The organism is Streptomyces sp. NPDC014995, from assembly GCF_043080745.1.
Lineage (GTDB): Bacteria > Actinomycetota > Actinomycetes > Streptomycetales > Streptomycetaceae > Streptomyces.
In genome coordinates this window covers 242,881-259,847 of sequence record NZ_JBIBVX010000011.1, presented here as the reverse complement: position 1 = coordinate 259,847, position 16,967 = coordinate 242,881, and the positions used below count along the sequence as shown (strand labels likewise).

The following is a 16,967-nucleotide window of genomic DNA, read 5'->3' as shown; positions in this document are numbered from 1 at the left end:
CTCGTGCAGCCCGGCCGGCGCTTTCTCGTGCCCGTGCCCGTCCTCAGGCCGGGGTGAGCCGTCCCTCCCGCATCTCCACCACCCGGTCCGCGAAGTGCCGTACGACGGCCCGGTCGTGGCAGATGAACAGGTAGCCGAGGCCCAGGTCGTCCTGGAGGTCGGCGAGCAGGTTGAGCACGCCGGCCCGCACGGACGGGTCCAGCGCGGACACCGGCTCGTCGAGGACCAGCAGACGCGGCTCGGAGGCGAGCGCGCGGGCGATGCCGGCACGCTGGCACTGGCCGCCGGACAGCTCGTAGGGGCGGCGGTCGCCGTACGTGGGGTCCAGGCCGACGCGGTCGAGGAGCCCGGCGACGCGGGCGGGGCCGTCGGCGTCGGTCCAGCGGCCCTGGACCTTCAGCGGTTCCGCCACCGCGTCGCGGATGCGGTGGCGGGGGTTGAGGGAGCCGTACGGGTCCTGGAACACCGGCTGCATGCGGGGGCGCAGGGGGCGCAGCTCGCGTTCGGTGAGGGAGGTCAGCTCCCGTCCCTCGAAGTGGACCTCGCCCGCGTCCGGGCGGCGCAGTTGCAGGACGGCCAGGGCCATGGAGGACTTGCCGCAGCCGGACGGGCCGTCCAGGGCGAGGGTCTCGCCCGGCTCCAGGGTGAAGGAGACGCCGTCCACGGCGGCGACGGTGCCGTAGCGGACCACGAGGTCGCGTACGTCCAGCAGGGGTGTCATGCCGCTCGCTCCTCGTCGAACAAGGCGGCCGCGTCGTCGGGGACCCGGTCCGCGTGATGGCAGGCGACCAGGCGTCCGTGGGCCTCGCGGGGCTCCGGTTCCTCGTCGCGGCACCGGTGTGTCGTCAGCGGGCAGCGGGGGGCGAAGGCGCAGCCCGCAGGGAGGGCGCCGGGGGCCGGGGGAGTGCCGGGCAGGGTGGGCAGGCGGCGGCGCCGGGGGCCGTCCTGGGGGAGGCAGGCCAGCAGGCCGGCGGTGTAGGGGGCGCGCGGGCGGCTCAGCACGGCCTGCGCCGGGCCCAGTTCGCTCGTGCGGCCGGCGTACATGACGAGCACCCGGTCCGCGTGGTCGCGGACGACGTCCAGGTCGTGGGTGACGAGGAGGAGTGCGGCGCCGACCGCCTCGCGCTGCTCGGAGAGCACCCGCAGCACCTGCTCGCGGCGCTCGGCGTCCAGCGCGGTGGTCGGCTCGTCGGCGACGACCAGGTCGGGCTGGTTGAGCGTGGCCATCGCGATGACCGCGCGCTGGCGCATGCCCCCGGAGTACTCGTGCGGGTGGGCCCGGGCCCGGCGGGCGGCGTCCGGGATGCCCACCCGCTCCAGCGCGGCGACGGCACGGGCGCGGGCCTCCCGGCGGGAGACGCGGTGCACCGACCGTACGGCGGCGGCGAGTTGGTCGCCGACCGGGTGCACGGGGGAGAGGGCGGACAGGGCGTCCTGGGGGACGAGCGAGATGCGGCGGCCGCGGAGGGCGGCGAGATCGGTCGAGCCGTCCAGGCGGATCTCGCCGCTCACGGTCGCTCCGGGCGGGGCCATGCCGAGCAGGGCCCGCGCGGTGAGGGACTTGCCGGCGCCCGACTCGCCGACCAGGGCGAGGACCTCGCGGGGGCGGACGTCGAAGGACACGCCGCGTACGGCCTCGGTCCCGTCGAAGGAGATGCGCAGGTCGCGCACCGACAGCAGGGCCTCAGACGGCAACTGGGGCCTCCTTCTTCGGGGCGGGGGTGGCGTTGCGGCCCTGTGCGTAGGCGGCCCCGGAGACCGCGAGCCCGGCCAGCAGCGCGAGCGCCACCGCCGGGGCCAGGGCCGCCCACGGGGCGCGTTCCACGTACGCGCGGGACTCGTCGAGGAGCAGGCCCCACTCGGGCGCCGGGGGCTGGGCGCCCAGGCCGAGGAAGCCGAGGGAGGCGAGGGCGAGGGCGATGCCGGGGAGGCGGAGCAGGGCGTGGCGGGCGACGGGGGCGGCGACCGAGGGCAGGACGTGCCGGGTGAGGATCCAGGACGGGGATGCGCCGATGGCCCGCTGGGCCGTCAGGAACGCCGAGGCGCGGACCTCCTGCACCAGGGCCGCCGCGTGCGCGGACAGGGCGGGCCAGGAGATCACGCCGACGGCCAGGGCCGCACCGGCGGTGCCGGGACCCGACGCCGCGGCGACCAGGATGCCGACGATCACCGGGGGCAGCGCGTTGGCGATGTCCGCCGCGCCGGCCGCGACCCCGGGCAGGAAGCCGAGGGCCAGTGACAGGACCAGGCTGAACAGGCACACGGCCGCCGCCGTGCCGACGGTCGCCGCGGCGCCGTGCCCGAGGCGGGCCAGCACGTCACGGCCGAGACCGTCGGTGCCGAGCGGGTGGGCCCAGGAGGGGGAAGCCAGCCGGACCGCGGTGTTCACTGCGTACGGGTCGCGCAGCAGGCCCCAGCCGATCGTGGTGAGCAGGACGGCCGCGAGGGTCAGCGGAACCGCCGGGTGGGTGCGGACCGGGCGGGCCGGCGGCAGGGCCAGCGAGGCGTCCCGCAGGGCCGGTCCCAGCAGGCGGCGCCGGGCCAGGGCGGCCAGCGCGCCGGTGACCAGGCCGAGCAGCAGCAGGGCCAGCACCGAGCCCTGGAGCAGCGGCAGGTCCTGCGACTTGGCCGCCCCCAGCGCCGTACGGCCGATGCCGGGCACCGCGAACACCGTCTCCACCGCGACCGCGCCACCGGTCAGACCGACGGCGGCCATGCCGAACTGCGGGACGAGCGGCGGCAGGACGCGGCGCAGGGCGGCGGCCGAGATCCGCGTCCGGCTCACTCCGGCGCCCCGCCACAGTTCGACCCACCGTTCCTCCAGCACGGCCGGCAACGCGTCCGCGACCAGCCGTCCGAGCAGCCCGCCCGCCGGGACGCCCAGGGCGACGGCGGGCAGCACCATGTACCGCGGGCCCTGCCAGCCGGACGTGGGCAGCCACCCCAGCCACACCCCGCACACCAGCAGCCCCACGGTCGCCAGCAGGAACTCCGGGACGGCGGCCAGCATCGCGGCCCCCGCCCCGGCCGACGCGCGCCCGCGCACCAGCACGGGTGCCACGAGGACGACGGCGAGCAGGACCGCCACCGCGAGGGCCGCGCCCATCAGGGCCAGCGACACCTGGAGCCCTGCCAGCACGGAGGGCAGGACGTCGGTGCCCGACACCCAGGAGGTGCCGAGGTCGCCGTGGACCAGGTCACCGGCCCACCTCCCCAGCAGGGACAGGGGACCCGCGTCCAGGCCGAGGTCACGCCGTACGGCGTCCAGGGCCTCCTCGGTCGGCTCCTGTTCGGCGGAGCGGGCGCGCAGGACGGTCAGGGCGGGGTCACGGCCGGAGAGCCAGGGCAGCAGGCCGACGGTGGTGACCACCGCGAGGAGACTCAGGGCCCGGGTGAACCCGGCGGCCGGGGACCTCACTTGACGTACGTGGCGGCCGTGACCAGCTCCCGCTCGCGCGGGTCGTGGGCGGCGCCGACGACTCCGGCGGCGTCGCCCTGGATCACCCGCTCGTGCAGCATCGGCACGGCCGCGTCCGTCGCGAGGACGGCGGCCTCGGCGGCGATGACGGCCCGGCGGCGGGCGTCACCGGTGGCCGTCTTCCCGGCCGTCCGCAGCGCCGCGTCCACGGAGGGGTCGCTGAGCTGGGCGATGTTGAAGGAGCCGTCGGAGGCGAAGTCGCTGTAGAGGTAGGCGGCCGGGTCGCCGGAGTCCAGGACGGTGGCCCGGGAGAGGATGAAGGCGTCGAAGGCGCCCGCGAGCGCGTCGGACTCGATGTTGGCGTACTCGCGCACGTCCAGCTTCACCGTGAACCCGGCCTTCTGGAGCTGCTGTTGCAGTGCGGCGGCGACCTCGGGCAGCTCGGCGCGGTCGGTGAAGGTGCCGATGGTGACGGTCCGGCCGGCCGGGTCGCCGGCCTTGGCGCGGGTCACCGGTTTGCGCAGCCCGGCCGCCCAGGGCAGCGCCGGGCCGAGCAGCCCCTGGGCGACGTCGGCGCGGCCCTCGTACACGCCCTTCACGATCGACTGGGCGTCGACGGCCGCCCGGGCGGCGGCCCGCAGCGAGGCGTCCTTGAACACGCCCTTCCCGGTGTTGAGGTAGAGGGTGTTGGTGCGCGGCATAGGGACCTCGGTGACCAGCTCCTCGTCCAGCAGCGCGGCCTGCGACACCGGCACCGCCTCGACGATGTCGGCCTCGCCGCTGCGCAGGGCGGCGGCGCGGGCGGTGCCGTCGGGCACGAACCGCACGTCGATGCCGGGGGCCTTGGCCTTGCCGCCCCAGTAGGCGTCGTAGCGGTCGAGGGTGGCGGAGGAGGTGCCGTTGACCTTCGTCAGCTCGAAGGGGCCGGTGCCCGCGCCGAGCGGGTTCACCGTCTTCCCCGTGTAGGCCTTCGCGGCGAGGATCGACAGCTGGGGCGAGCTGAGGCGCTGCGGGACGAGCGGGTCCTCGGCGGCGGTCGTGACCGTGACGGTGTCGGCGTCGGCGGCCTTCACGGTCAGCTCGACGCCGTCCAGGATGCGGGGCTTGGGGGAGGCGCCGGCGGCCTTGGTGAGGGAGCGGACGACGGCCTCGGCGTCGAGCTTGGTGCCGTCGTGGAAGGTGACGCCGTCGCGTATCTCGAAGCTCCAGGTGCGTCCGCTCTGCTGCCAGGCGGTGGCCAGCGCGGGCTTGGCGTCGCCCTCCGCGTCCAGCTTCACCAGGGTCTCGGCGGTCGACCAGCGCGAGAGCTTGAAGGCGTCGTCGGAGAGCGGGGACAGTCCCGAGCGCGGGGGCTGCATCATCGCGACGCGCACGCGCTTGCCGTCGGCGTCCGCGGACGCGGACCCGTCGCCGGTGAAGCAGCCGGTGAGCAGCGCGGAGGCGGCCGTGAAAGCCGTGACGGGGAGCAGGCGGCGGGCGGGCAGGCGCACGGGGCACTCCGTAAAGGGGTGGTCAAAGGTTCAAGGGATGCGCAGACCGTAACACGATGACAATCGTTTTCAATAGTTGGCCGAAAGTGATCGCAAGATGGCTCAAGGGCAACCCGCGACGCGCTTCACAGGCGGTGCGCCTTCAGCGTCATGTGCAGCAACAGCCGGTCCTCCCCGTCGTCCAGGTCCAGACCCGTCAGCTGTTCCACCCGCGACAGCCGGTAGTACAGGGTCTGCCGGTGGATGCCCAGCTCCGCCGCCGTGCGGCCGGCCTGCCCCGCGCAGTCGAGGAAGATCTCGGCGGTGCGGGCGAGTTCCCGGTGGGCGGGGGAGAGCAGAACGCGTACGACCGGATCGTGAGCGGCCTCCGCGGGAAGCGCCGTGAGCAGCCGGAAGGGGCCGATCGACGCCCACCGCGCGACCGGGCCGAGCCGCGGCTCCGCCAGCGCCGCCCGCGCCGAGGCGGCCGCCTCCTGCCACACCGTGCCCAGCTCGGCCAGCCCGACGCGCCCGGCGCCGATGCCCGCGGCGGCTCCGGGGCTCCGCTCCAGCAACCGCGCCGCGACCGAGGCCGCCGGGGTCAGGACGTCCGTCGAGCGCAGCCGCACCAGCACCGCCAGGCACTGGCCCGCCACCCCCCACGGCACCGTGCACAGCGCCGTCGCCCCCGGCAGCGTGCGCAGCGAAGGGGCGTCGTCCGGGTCGGCGGACGGCCACGGGGCCACGCACACCACCGTGTGCGGGACGTCCGCGCGGGCGCCGAGCGCGGTGCGCAGCTCCGCCACCGCCATGTCCCGCGGCCAGCCGCGCTCGGCGGTGAGCACCGTCCGCAGCTCCCGGGTGAGGTCGGCGCCGTGCTGGGCCTCGTCGGCGAGCAGGGCGCCGATCCGCGCGGCCACCTCCATGGCCGACGCCAGCTGGGCGTCCGAGGGCCCGGGATCGTCGTCCAGCAGCCAGACGTAGCCGAAGACGACTCCACGATGGCGTACGGGCAGACACAGCCGGCCCCGGTACACGCCGGCCTCCGGGGCCGGCGGGATCCGGACCGGGGCGGTCGCGCGGGTGATGCCGAAGCCCTCGAACCAGGTGCGCACGGCCGCCGTCGAGCGCCGGGTCAGGATCGAGCGGGCCCGCACCGGGTCCAGCGCGGAGGCGTCGAGCTCGTCCTCGCTGTCGTACGCGCCGAAGGCGATCAGCTCGAAGTCGCGGTTCTCCAGGGTCGCCGGGACGCCGAGCAGCTCCGAGATCTCGTCGACCAGCTCCTGGTAGTCGCCCCTGTGTTCCGATGGCACCTGGGCATTCTCCCGCATTTCGGGGTCCGCTTCATACATCTGTCTGAGATCTGCGGCACGGATGCGTGACAGCTGTCGATGGCCGACGATCGGAGGGATCCTTAGGTTTCACGGTGGTTCTCCGTGCCGTTCCCGGCTCGTCGGGTATCGGCCTCGTATGGGTTGGTAAGTGGAGGTGCCCCGTGCTGGGTCCCGTGATTCTCGCCGCGTCGCGCAGCGACCGGATGCGACGCCTGATCTCGGCGGCCCCGGTGACCAAGCAGGTCGTGGACCGCTTCATCCCCGGTGAGACCGTCGACGACATCGTGCCGATCATCAAGGAGCTCACCGCCAGGGGCCTGGAGCTGACGATGGACGTCGTGGGTGAGGACATCACCCGGCCCGACCAGGCCGAGGCCGCCCGCGACGCCTACCTGGGGCTCGTCGACCGCCTGAAGGACCTGGAGCTCGGCCCCAAGGTCGAGATGTCCGTCAAGCTGTCGATGTTCGGCCAGGCGCTGGACGGCGGCCACGAGCTGGCCCTCGCCAACGTCCGCCCGGTCGTCGAGGCCGCCACCGCCATCGGCACCACCGTCACCCTGGACGCCGAGGACCACACCACCCTCGACTCGATGTTCGCCATCCACGAGGAGCTGCGGAAGGACTTCCCGCAGACCGGCTGCGTCATCCAGGCATACCTCTTCCGCACCGAGGCCGACGCCCGCCGCCTCGCCGCGAACGGCAGCCGCGTCCGGCTCGTCAAGGGCGCGTACAAGGAGCCCGCCGAGGTCGCCCACCAGCAGAAACACGAGATCGACAAGGCGTACGTCCGCATTCTGCGGACGCTGATGGAGGGCGACGGGTACCCCATGATCGGGTCGCACGACCCGCGCCTGATCTCCATAGCCCAGGAGCTGGCCCGGCGCGCCGGGCGCAAGCTCGACGAGTACGAGTTCCAGATGCTCTACGGCATCCGCGGCGAGGAGCACCTGCGGCTCGCCGCCGAGGGCCACCGCATGCGCGTCTACACCGCCTACGGCACCGACTGGTACGGCTACTTCATGCGGCGGCTGGCGGAGAAGCCGGCGAACCTGCGCTTCTTCCTCCGCTCCATGGTCAGCAAGGGCTGAGCCCGAACCACCCGCTCAACGCAAGGAGTTACGGAACACATGGACGCTGTGACCCAGGTCCCCACCCCCGTCAACGAGCCGGTGCACGGCTACGCCCCCGGCTCTCCCGAGCGTGCCCGCCTCGAGGCCAAGCTCAAGGAACTCGCCGACAACCCGATCGACCTGCCCTGCACGATCGGCGGCGAGAAGCGGATGGGCGGCGGCGAGCGCTTCGACGTCGTGCAGCCGCACAACCACAAGGCCCGCCTCGGCACGTACGCCAACGCCACCCGGCAGGACGCCCAGGACGCCGTCGACGCGGCCCTCGCCGCCGCGCCGGCCTGGCGCGCGATGTCCTTCGACGACCGCGCGGCGATCATCCTGCGCGCCGCCGAACTGCTGGCCGGACCGTGGCGCGAGACGCTGGCCGCCTCCACCATGCTCGGCCAGTCGAAGACCGCCCAGCAGGCCGAGATCGACACCCCCTGCGAGCTGGTCGACTTCTGGCGCTTCAACGTCCACTACGCCCGCCAGATCCTGGCCGAGCAGCCCCCGGCCAACTCCCCGGGCGTGTGGAACCGCCTCGACCACCGCCCGCTGGAGGGCTTCGTCTACGCGATCACGCCGTTCAACTTCACGGCGATCGCGGGCAACCTGCCGACGGCCCCGGCCCTGATGGGCAACGTCGTCGTGTGGAAGCCCTCCCCGACGCAGACCCACGCCGCCGTGCTGCTCATGCGGCTCCTGGAGGAGGCGGGACTGCCCAAGGGCGTCATCAACCTCGTCACCGGCGACGGCATCGAGGTCTCCGAGGTCGCCCTGAACCACCGCGACCTCGCCGGCATCCACTTCACCGGCTCGACGAAGACCTTCCAGTACCTGTGGAAGACGGTCGGCGCCAACATCGAGAAGTACCGCTCCTACCCGCGTCTGGTCGGCGAGACCGGCGGCAAGGACTTCGTCGTCGCCCACCCGAGCGCCGACCGGTCCGTCCTGAAGACCGCCCTGACCCGCGGCGCCTTCGAGTACCAGGGCCAGAAGTGCTCGGCGACCTCCCGCGCGTACATCCCCGCGTCGATCTGGAACGACGGCTTCCGCGAGGAGTTCGCCGCCGAGGTCGACTACATCGCCATGGGGGACGTGACCGACCTGTCCAACTTCATCGGCGCCGTCATCGACGAGCGCGCCTTCGCCAAGAACAAGGCCGCCATCGACCGCGCCAAGGCGGACCCGGCCTGCACGATCGTCGCGGGCGGCGACTACGACGACTCGGTCGGCTACTTCGTCCGCCCGACCGTCATCGAGTGCTCGGACCCGGAGAACGAGGTCTTCACCACCGAGTACTTCGGCCCGATCCTCGCCGTGCACGTCTACGAGGACGACACGTACGACGAGATGCTGACGCAGACGGAGTCGGTGTCCGACTACGCGCTGACCGGCTCGGTCATCGCCGGCGACCGCGCCGCGGCGGCCTACGCGATGAACAAGCTGCGCTACGCGGCCGGCAACTTCTACATCAACGACAAGTCGACCGGCGCCGTCGTCGGCCAGCAGCCCTTCGGCGGCGGCCGCGCCTCCGGCACCAACGACAAGGCCGGCGCGCCGCAGAACCTGACGCGCTGGACCCTGACCCGCTCCATCAAGGAGACGCTGGTCCCGCCGACCGACTACATCTACCCGCACATGGGCTGACACCCCGCACCCCGGACGGGCCAGGTCTTCTCCGACCCGGCCCGTCCCGCTGTCCGGCGGGCAGACTGGCCCCGTGACGTGGACCGAGGAGAGCGTGACGGCCGACGACGGCGTGCGGCTGTGGGCGGCGCGGTCGGGCGAGGGCGAGCCGCTGGTGCTGTGCCACGGCGGGCCGGGACTGTGGGACATGTTCGAAGACGTGGCCGAGCCGCTCACCGGCCGGGCCACGGTGATCCGCTGGGACCAGCGCGGCTGCGGACGCTCGCAGCGCTGCGACGGGCCGTGGACGACCGAGCGGTTCGTGGCCGATCTGGACGCCGTACGCGCCCACTTCGGCTTCGGCCGGATCGCCCTGCTCGGGCATTCCTGGGGCGCCCAACTGGCGTTGAGCTACGCGCTCGCGCGTCGGGAGCGGGTGAGCACGCTGATCTACGTCAGCGGGACGGGCATCGGCCCGGACGCCGACTGGCACCCCGCGCACCGGGAGAACCTCCTCGCCCGGCTCGGTGAAATCCCCGAACGGCTCGCCCGCTGGCAGGAACTGACGGGACGTCGGTCAATGACGGACGAGGAGGCGCGGGAACAGGCAGTGCTCCAGTGGTCCGTCGAGTTCGAGGACCGGGAGCGGGCGCTCGAGCACGCCGGACGCATGGCCGACCCCTGGTTCGGGATCAACCGCGCGTGCAACAGGGCTCTCGGCCGGGAGCGGAGGCGCAGTTGGGGCACCCCCGAGCTGTACGCCGCCTGCCAGGCCCTCGACCTGCCCGTCCTCATCGTGGACGGCGAGCGGGACATCCGCCCGCGCTCGGCCGTGGACTCGCTGGAACGGGCCCTGCCGAACGTGCGCCGGGTGATCCTGCCCGGAGCCGGACACATGCCGTGGGCGGAGGACCCCGAGGGCTTCGAGGAGGCGGTGGTGCCGGCGCTGCGATGAGCCGCTGTCCCCGGCGCGCCGGACATGGCCCATGGCCCCTGTCGTCCACCTTCCCGCCTGCCCGGCGACGCCAGGCCCTAGCCGGGCATTTCCGTCCGCTCCCACCACTCGTACACCGGCAGCCTGCCCTCCGGTGTGTCCGAGTGGCGGTCGGTGGGCCTGAAGTGCTCGTAGCCGTTCCGCAGCTCGATCTTCACATCGTCTCCGGGGGCCGGGACCGGGACGATCCGTTCGGGCAGATCCCGCGGGCCGCCCTCGAGAAGTGCCTTGGCCGTGTCGCTCATGCCCTCACCGTTCCCGTGACCGCGAGCCGATGCCACGCTCCGGGTGGAGGATCAGTCGTGTGGACGATCAAGAGGCGGGTGACCGCCGTACCAGGATCTTCCCCGTGTTCCCGCCCCGCAGCATCAGCAGGAACGCGTCCACGATCCGCTCGAAGCCGTCCACCACCGTCTCGTCCGCCACGAGTGCCCCGCTGAGCAGGTGCGGTACGGCGAACGCGTACAGCTCCTCCTGGAGGTCCCGGTGGTCGCGCACCAGGAAACCCTCGATGCGCAGGCTCTTCTCCACCACGTCCGCGTGGTCGAAGACAACCGGCGGCGCGTCGGGCGTGTTGTACTGGCCGACCGTGCCGATCCGGACCACGCGCCCGCGCCGGCGCAGGGCGCCGATCGCCGCGCCGAGGTGCTCGCCGCCGACGTTGTCGACGAAGACGTCGATGCCGTCGGGGGCGGACCGGGCGAGGAGGTCGGCGACGGGACCGGTGTGGTAGTCGAAGGCCTCGTCGTAGCCGACCTGTTCGGTCAGGTGGCGCACCTTCTCCGGGGTGCCCGCGCTGCCGATCAGCCGGCCCGCGCCGAGCAGGCGGGCGAAGCGGCCGGTCGCCGTGCCGACCCCGCCGGCCGCCGCGGAGACGAACACGTCGTCGCCCTCGCGGAGCCGGGCGATGCGGGTGAGGCCGACGTAGGCCGTCAGGCCGGTGCCGCCGAGGACGCTCAGGTACGCGGAGAGGGGCACGCCGTCGTGGTGCGGCAGGCGTCTCACCTCCTCGGGGCCGACCACCGCGTGGGTGCGCCAGCCCTGCCGGTGGAGGACGATCTCGCCCTCGGGGAGCGCCGGTTCGCGCGAGGCGACGACGCGGCCCAGCGTGCGGCCTTCCAGCGGGGCGTTCAACGCGAAGTCCGCGTCCATCATTTCGCGGTGGTAGGGGTCGACCGACCAGTAGAGGTTCTCCACCACGGCCGTGCCCGGCGCGGGCCGCGGGACGGGGGACTCGACGAAGCGGAAGTGGCCGGCGGTGGGGAAGCCGGTCGGGCGGACGGTCTGCTGGACGGTGAGCGCGGTGTCGGTCATGGGAGGGGACCGTAGGCAGGAATGCGCGGGGGCGGGGAGAGGGTTGGGCTCATGGAACGGGACGATCCATGAAGCGTCCTCATACCCGCAGGTGGGAGCCAGGCGTGAACTCGGTCGATCTTGCACCGCAGGAGTTGCGGACCCTGGTGGCGGTGGCCGACGAGGGCGGCTTCTCGGCCGCCGCCGTGCGGCTCGCGGCCACCCAGTCCGCCGTCTCCCACGCGGTGCGCGGCATCGAACGGAAACTGGGCGTCGTGCTGTTCGAGCGCGGCCGGTTCGGCGCCCGGCCCACCTCGGCCGGCGCGCGGGCCGTCGCCCACGCCCGCCGCGTCCTGCGGATGCTGGAGGTGCTCGTCGCCGAGACCAGGGGAACCGGCCCGGGACGGCTCGCCGGACCGCTGCGCATCGCCGCCTTCCGCAGCGCCGCCCTGTACCTGCTGCCCCCCGTCCTGGAGCGGCTGGCCGCCCGCCACCCCGGGATCGACGTCTCCGTCACCGTCGTACGGGAGATCGGCCCCGGCACCACCGGCGAGGTGGCCGAGGGACGGGCCGACCTCGGCATTGCGACCCTCGGCACCGGTGCACCCGTCCCGCCCGGACTGGTCGGCGACGTCCTGCTGGAGGAGCCGTACGCACTGGTGCACCCGGCCGGGCACGCCGACCCCCGCTCGCTGCCGCTCGTCGACTGGCAGGAGAACTGCTCCTCCTACACCCGTGAGTGGTGGGCGGCCCAGGACTGGATCCCGGCCGCGACCGTGCGCGCCGAGGACGACGGGGCCGTGCTGTCGATGGTGGGCAGCGGACTCGGCATGGCGATCATGCCCGCGCTCTCCCTCACCCGGGTGCCGTCCGGTCTGCGGATCACCGACCTGGGACCCGAGCGGCCGACCCGCCGGATCGGCTACGTCACCACCCCGGAACTCGCCACGGCAGCCGCCGTTCGCGCGCTCGTCCGGGAGCTGCGCGCACACGCGAAAGACCAGTTCAGCGCCGTGTGACCCAGTGCACTGTCTCAGATAGTAGGAAGTCCGAGTAATTGTGGAGACAGCCGCGCGCTGCTCCCTTAGCTTTGTAGGAGCCGAACGTCTCGCTCGACCCAGCGAATGGCGGTCGTGAGCCGGAGCCCCGTGCAGGCAACCCCTGCGGCACCGTCGCTCCCCGCCCCATCCGGCGTCTCGCACCCCTTTCCGCACTCCCTGCTTCGTCGAAGGAGTCGATTTCCCATGGCCGAGACGACCGTCCGCCGCCGAGTCCGCCACGTCTCCCGCACGAGCGAGTCCGACCGCAAGAACGCCGCAGCCGCCCTCCAGCGCGCCCTCGACCGCCGGGACAACGGCGGCGAGACCGGCCACTGAGGCACCCCCGGTCCGGGAGCCGCTCCCGTCGGGGTGCGGCGCGGGCCCGAGCGGGACCTCAGGCCCCGCGCCGCACCTCGAAACGGTCGATGCGCGCGCCGTCCGAGGCGCGCGCCGACACCGTCAGCCGGGGCGCGGCACCGCCGACCGCCTCCACCGTGAGGAACGAGAACCCCCGGTAGCGCACCCGCGACCACTCCACGGTCTCCGTCGCCCTGTCCCGGGACCTCGTCCACCGGAAGGTGTCGACGGGCTCATGGCCGGTGACGTGCCCCTCGTAGCTCTCCGCCACGCCCGCCGGGAAGCCGTACAGGTCCCGGCCACCCCCGCCCGCCGTGACGTACACGGTCCCGTCCCTGGCCGGATCGGCCGACCCGCCGACCGGCACCGTGCGCCCGACCGCGCCGTCCTTCACGGCGTCCGTCCGCTCGTACACGTGGTTGTGCCCGTTGATCACCAGATCCACCCGGTACCGGGCGAACAGCGGCAGCCACGCCGCGCGCACCCCGCCGTCGGAGGCGTGCGCGGAGGTCGAGTAGGCGCAGTGGTGGAAGAACACGACGACGAAGTCGACGCCGTCCGCCGCCCGCAGCGCGGCCAGCGTCCGCTTCAGCCACGCCGTCTGCCGGCCCCCGGTGTGCCCGAGGTTGGCGGGGATCTCGTACGACACGTCGTTCGCGTCGAGCGCCACCACGCCGACGTTGCCGTAGGTGAACGTGTACGCGCCCGGGGTCGTGCGCGGGGCGAAGCCGCTGTCCGGGAGGGAGAAACGGGCGAGCTGGCCGCCGTAGCCGTCGGGGGAGTACCAGGCCTCCATGTCGTGGTTGCCGGTCGTCACCATCCACGGCACCGAGCGGGCCACCGGCTCGCTCTGCCGCAGGAAGGAGTCCCAGGTCACCGGGTCGTAGCCGGTCGCCTTCGTGCCCCTTCCGGCGCCGTCCGCGTAGCAGATGTCACCCGCGTGCAGGTGGAAGGCGGGCTTCTCGCGCAGCAGCAGCCGGTCGACGGCGGCCGCGTCCCGTCCCACGCCCTGGTCGCCGAAGGCGGTGAACACGAACCGCTCCGGCCGGGCCGGAGCGGTTCGGAAGGACGTGATCGTGGCGCGGTGTTCCGGGGCGGCCGGGTCGAAGCCGTCGTGGCCGACGCCGTAGTAGTACGTCGTGCCGGGCAGGAGGTCGTCCAGCGCCGCGTGCGCGTAGTACTGCTCGACGGCCCTGCGCACCCCCTCGACGCCGGGCGTGCGCAGGGCGCGCACCTCCGCCTCCATCCTGCCGCCCAGCTCGTCGGGGCGCGTGCCGATCCGCACGTAGGGGTGGCGCACCGGGGTCGGGACCTGCCAGGAGATCCGCATCTGCGTGCGCGGGTCGGCGCCGAAGGACAGGTGGCGTCCGAAGGGGGCGACGGCCGCACCGGGCGCCCCGGCGACGGGAGAGGGGAAGCGGGACGGCGCCGCCGTGCCGGCCGGGGCCGAGCCGCCGGTCAGCAGCCCGCCCGCCACCGCGCCGGCCGACACCAGCGTCCGGCGCCGGGACGGTCTCGTGCGCAGATACTCGTACTGCTCCGCCATGCTCAGGCGCTCCGCGAGCCGGGGTGGGATGCCGACGTCCGGTGTCTCCATGGCCCCTACCTTCCCGTGCGCCCCAACACCCGTCAGGCGAACGGGTGAACGCCCTCGGGCGGACGACGCCTGCTGTCCGTATGCCGGACGGGCCGTGTCATCCCATGGGACGAGGAGTAGGGTGCCGGGCATGTCTCGCAGCATCAATCTCGCAGTGATCCCCGGTGACGGCATCGGCCAGGAGGTCGTGGCCGAAGGTCTGAAGGTCCTCTCCGCCGTCCTCCCGCAGGATGTGAAGCTGGAGACCAAGGAGTACGACTTCGGCGCCAAGCGCTACCACGCCACCGGTGAGACCCTCACCGACGCCGACCTCGACGCCCTGAAGAAGCACGACGCCATCCTGCTCGGCGCGATCGGCGACCCGAGCGTCCCCTCCGGCGTCCTGGAGCGCGGCTTCCTGCTCAAGCTCCGCTTCGCCTTCGACCACCACGTCAACCTGCGGCCCAGCAAGCTCCTGCCGGGCGTGGCCACCCCGCTCGCCGGCGAGCCGCGGATCGACTTCGTCGTCGTCCGTGAGGGCACCGAGGGCCCGTACACCGGCAACGGCGGCACCATCCGCAAGGGCACCCCGCACGAGGTCGCCACCGAGGTCTCCGTCAACACGGCCTTCGGTGTCGAGCGCGTGGTCCGCGACGCCTTCGCCCGCGCCCAGGCCCGCCCGCGCAAGAAGCTCGCGCTGATCCACAAGAACAACGTGCTGACCTTCGCGGGTCACCTGTGGACGAACGTCTTCAACACGGTGGCCGAGGAGTTCCCCGAGGTCACCACCGAGTACATGCACGTCGACGCGGCGACCATCTACCTGGTCACCCAGCCCGAGCGGTTCGACGTGATCGTCACCGACAACCTCTTCGGCGACATCGTCACCGACCTCGCCGCGGCCGTCTCCGGCGGCATCGGCGTCGCCGCGAGCGGGAACATCAACCCCTCCGGCGAGTTCCCGTCCATGTTCGAGCCGGTCCACGGCTCGGCCCCGGACATCGCCGGCCAGGGCAAGGCCGACCCCACCGCCACGGTCCTGTCCGTCGCCCTCCTCCTGCGCCACCTCGGCCACGACGCCGAGGCGACCCGCATCGAGGACGCCGTCTCCGCCGACCTCGCCGAGCGCACCGGCAAGCCCGCCCGCTCCACCTCCGAGATCGGTGACGCGCTCTCCGTACGAGTAGCCGGCTGACCCTCTCCCACTGTCTGCACGGCGTGGGGGGCACCCCCGGCGCCGTTCGACGCCTTCGAAGCCGCCGGGTGGCATCCGCACCCGGCGGCTTTCCGTATGCGGTCGCCGGGTGCCACCATCAACCGTGGGCCGCATTCACCCCGTTTTCTTCCGCCGTACGCTCCACGAGATAATCGAACGCGGAGCCGCGGTATGAGGGAATGCTCGGACGTCCTAGCACTGGCCACGTGCCGTGCGGGAGTGAGCGCGGCCCGTCACTACAACCGGTGAAGGACACCACTCATGACGACGCCCACGATCGAGCTCAAGCCCTCCGCCAGCCCGCTCTCCGCTGCCGAGCGGGAGGCGATCCTCGCCAACCCCGGGTTCGGCCGCCACTTCACCGACCACATGGTGACGATCAAGTGGACCGAAGGCCGCGGCTGGCACGACGGACAGCTCGTTCCGTACGCGCCGATCCCCCTCGATCCGGCCACCAACGTCCTGCACTACGCCCAGGAGATCTTCGAGGGACTGAAGGCCTACCGCCGCCCCGACGGCTCGGTCGCCACCTTCCGCCCGGACAAGAACGCGCGGCGTTTCCAGGCCTCCGCCCGGCGCCTCGCGATGCCCGAGCTGCCGGTCGAGACGTTCATCGAGGCCTGTGACGTCCTGGTCCAGCAGGACAAGGGGTGGGTGCCGGCCCACGGCGGTGAGGAGTCCCTCTACCTGCGCCCCTTCATGATCGCCACCGAGGTCGGCCTGGGCGTGAAGCCCGCCAACGAGTACCTCTTCCTCGTCATCGCCTCCCCGGCCGGCGCCTACTTCCCGGGCGGCGTGAAGCCGGTCTCCATCTGGGTCTCCGAGGACCGCGTCCGCGCCGTCCCCGGTGGCATGGGTGACGCCAAGACGGGCGGCAACTACGCGGCCTCCCTCCTCGCCCAGGCCGAGGCCGCCGCCAAGGGCTGCGACCAGGTCTGCTACCTCGACGCGGTCGAGCACCAGTGGGTCGAGGAACTCGGCGGCATGAACCTCTACTTCGTCTACGGCGACAAGATCGTCACGCCGTCCCTCACCGGTTCCATCCTGGAGGGCGTCACCCGCGACTCCCTCATCACCGTCGCCCGCGACCTCGGCTTCGAGGCCGAGGAGGGCCGCGTCTCCATCGACCAGTGGCAGCGCGACTCCGAGAACGGCACCCTCACCGAGGTCTTCGCCTGCGGCACCGCCGCCGTCATCACCCCGGTCGGCACGGTCAAGCGTGCCGGTGCCGAGTGGAAGCAGTCGGGCGGCGAGCCCGGCGAGGTCACGCTCAAGCTGCGCGAGGCGCTGCTGGACATCCAGCGGGGGACCGTCGAGGACAAGCACGGCTGGATGCACCAGCTCGGCTAGAACTCACTGTTCGTCAGGGCCGCCGCGGACCAGCGTCCGCGGCGGCCCTTTCGTGTGCGCGGGCGGGTGACGGCGACAGGTCCGCGGGCTCCGGCGACCCCCCGGACAACAGGAAGCCGCAGTCCGCCGAGGACTCATAGCTTTGAGCGGTGTTCGATGTGACGGAGCAGGGAAGTCAGACC

The 16,967-nt window shown here is 73.1% G+C and carries 15 protein-coding genes; 7 read left to right on the top strand and 8 right to left on the bottom strand.

Annotated elements, in window-relative coordinates; translation table 11 throughout:
* Nucleotides 1-43 precede the first annotated feature (43 nt).
* From ACF1A1_RS23140 to ACF1A1_RS23120, 5 genes are all read right to left on the bottom strand, one after another.
* The gene (locus ACF1A1_RS23140) at nucleotides 44-721 is read right to left on the bottom strand and encodes an ATP-binding cassette domain-containing protein (RefSeq protein ID WP_392002306.1); all 678 of its coding nucleotides are present in this window, start codon (nucleotides 719-721) and stop codon (nucleotides 44-46) included.
* Nucleotides 718-1,695 carry an ABC transporter ATP-binding protein gene (locus tag ACF1A1_RS23135; RefSeq protein WP_392002305.1) on the bottom strand — a complete coding sequence of 326 codons (978 nt, stop codon included), beginning with the start codon at nucleotides 1,693-1,695 and terminating at the stop codon, nucleotides 718-720. The genes ACF1A1_RS23140 and ACF1A1_RS23135 overlap by 4 nt, the downstream gene beginning before the upstream one ends.
* On the bottom strand, nucleotides 1,685-3,418 hold the full coding sequence (locus ACF1A1_RS23130) for an ABC transporter permease subunit (protein ID WP_392002303.1): 1,734 nt from the start codon (nucleotides 3,416-3,418) through the stop codon (nucleotides 1,685-1,687). The genes ACF1A1_RS23135 and ACF1A1_RS23130 overlap by 11 nt, the downstream gene beginning before the upstream one ends.
* Nucleotides 3,415-4,908, bottom strand: coding sequence for an ABC transporter substrate-binding protein (locus ACF1A1_RS23125; protein ID WP_392002301.1), 1,494 nt, complete (start codon nucleotides 4,906-4,908; stop codon nucleotides 3,415-3,417). The genes ACF1A1_RS23130 and ACF1A1_RS23125 overlap by 4 nt, the downstream gene beginning before the upstream one ends.
* Before the next feature lie 125 nt (nucleotides 4,909-5,033).
* Nucleotides 5,034-6,218 carry a PucR family transcriptional regulator gene (locus ACF1A1_RS23120; protein ID WP_392002300.1) on the bottom strand — a complete coding sequence of 395 codons (1,185 nt, stop codon included), beginning with the start codon at nucleotides 6,216-6,218 and terminating at the stop codon, nucleotides 5,034-5,036.
* Between the two features lie 164 nt (nucleotides 6,219-6,382).
* Between ACF1A1_RS23120 and ACF1A1_RS23115 the strand changes: the two genes are divergently transcribed.
* The 3 genes from ACF1A1_RS23115 to ACF1A1_RS23105 all read left to right on the top strand — a co-directional run bounded on the left by ACF1A1_RS23115 (nucleotide 6,383) and on the right by ACF1A1_RS23105 (nucleotide 9,914).
* Nucleotides 6,383-7,309 (top strand): proline dehydrogenase family protein, encoded by a 927-nt coding sequence (locus ACF1A1_RS23115; RefSeq protein ID WP_392002299.1) that lies wholly within the window; start codon nucleotides 6,383-6,385, stop codon nucleotides 7,307-7,309.
* A gap of 39 nt (nucleotides 7,310-7,348) precedes the next feature.
* A complete protein-coding gene (gene pruA, locus ACF1A1_RS23110) occupies nucleotides 7,349-8,980 on the top strand; it encodes an L-glutamate gamma-semialdehyde dehydrogenase (protein WP_392002298.1) in 1,632 nt (543 codons plus the stop codon).
* Between the two features lie 73 nt (nucleotides 8,981-9,053).
* Nucleotides 9,054-9,914: an alpha/beta fold hydrolase gene (locus tag ACF1A1_RS23105; RefSeq protein ID WP_392002296.1), complete on the top strand. Its 861-nt coding sequence runs from the start codon at nucleotides 9,054-9,056 to the stop codon at nucleotides 9,912-9,914.
* 77 nt (nucleotides 9,915-9,991) lie between these two features.
* Here ACF1A1_RS23105 and ACF1A1_RS23100 read toward each other — a convergent pair whose 3' ends face one another.
* A complete protein-coding gene (locus tag ACF1A1_RS23100; RefSeq protein ID WP_392002295.1) occupies nucleotides 9,992-10,198 on the bottom strand; it encodes a DUF5988 family protein in 207 nt (68 codons plus the stop codon).
* Between the two features lie 67 nt (nucleotides 10,199-10,265).
* Entirely contained in the window at nucleotides 10,266-11,267 is a 1,002-nt protein-coding gene (locus ACF1A1_RS23095; RefSeq protein WP_392002293.1) for an NADP-dependent oxidoreductase, read from the bottom strand.
* Between the two features lie 104 nt (nucleotides 11,268-11,371).
* Here ACF1A1_RS23095 and ACF1A1_RS23090 point away from each other — a divergent pair, with 104 nt between their 5' ends.
* Complete coding sequence (locus ACF1A1_RS23090) at nucleotides 11,372-12,265, top strand: LysR family transcriptional regulator (protein WP_392002292.1); 894 nt, start codon at nucleotides 11,372-11,374, stop codon at nucleotides 12,263-12,265.
* A gap of 225 nt (nucleotides 12,266-12,490) precedes the next feature.
* A complete protein-coding gene (locus ACF1A1_RS23085; RefSeq protein ID WP_015493350.1) occupies nucleotides 12,491-12,622 on the top strand; it encodes a hypothetical protein in 132 nt (43 codons plus the stop codon).
* 58 nt (nucleotides 12,623-12,680) lie between these two features.
* Here ACF1A1_RS23085 and ACF1A1_RS23080 read toward each other — a convergent pair whose 3' ends face one another.
* Entirely contained in the window at nucleotides 12,681-14,240 is a 1,560-nt protein-coding gene (locus ACF1A1_RS23080; protein WP_392002291.1) for a purple acid phosphatase family protein, read from the bottom strand.
* A 130-nt stretch (nucleotides 14,241-14,370) separates the two neighbouring features.
* Here ACF1A1_RS23080 and ACF1A1_RS23075 point away from each other — a divergent pair, with 130 nt between their 5' ends.
* Together ACF1A1_RS23075 and ACF1A1_RS23070 are read left to right on the top strand one after the other, a co-directional pair.
* On the top strand, nucleotides 14,371-15,414 hold the full coding sequence (locus tag ACF1A1_RS23075; protein ID WP_392002290.1) for a 3-isopropylmalate dehydrogenase: 1,044 nt from the start codon (nucleotides 14,371-14,373) through the stop codon (nucleotides 15,412-15,414).
* Between the two features lie 282 nt (nucleotides 15,415-15,696).
* Nucleotides 15,697-16,785: a branched-chain amino acid aminotransferase gene (locus ACF1A1_RS23070; protein WP_392002288.1), complete on the top strand. Its 1,089-nt coding sequence runs from the start codon at nucleotides 15,697-15,699 to the stop codon at nucleotides 16,783-16,785.
* The last annotated feature ends 182 nt before the right edge of the window (nucleotides 16,786-16,967 follow it).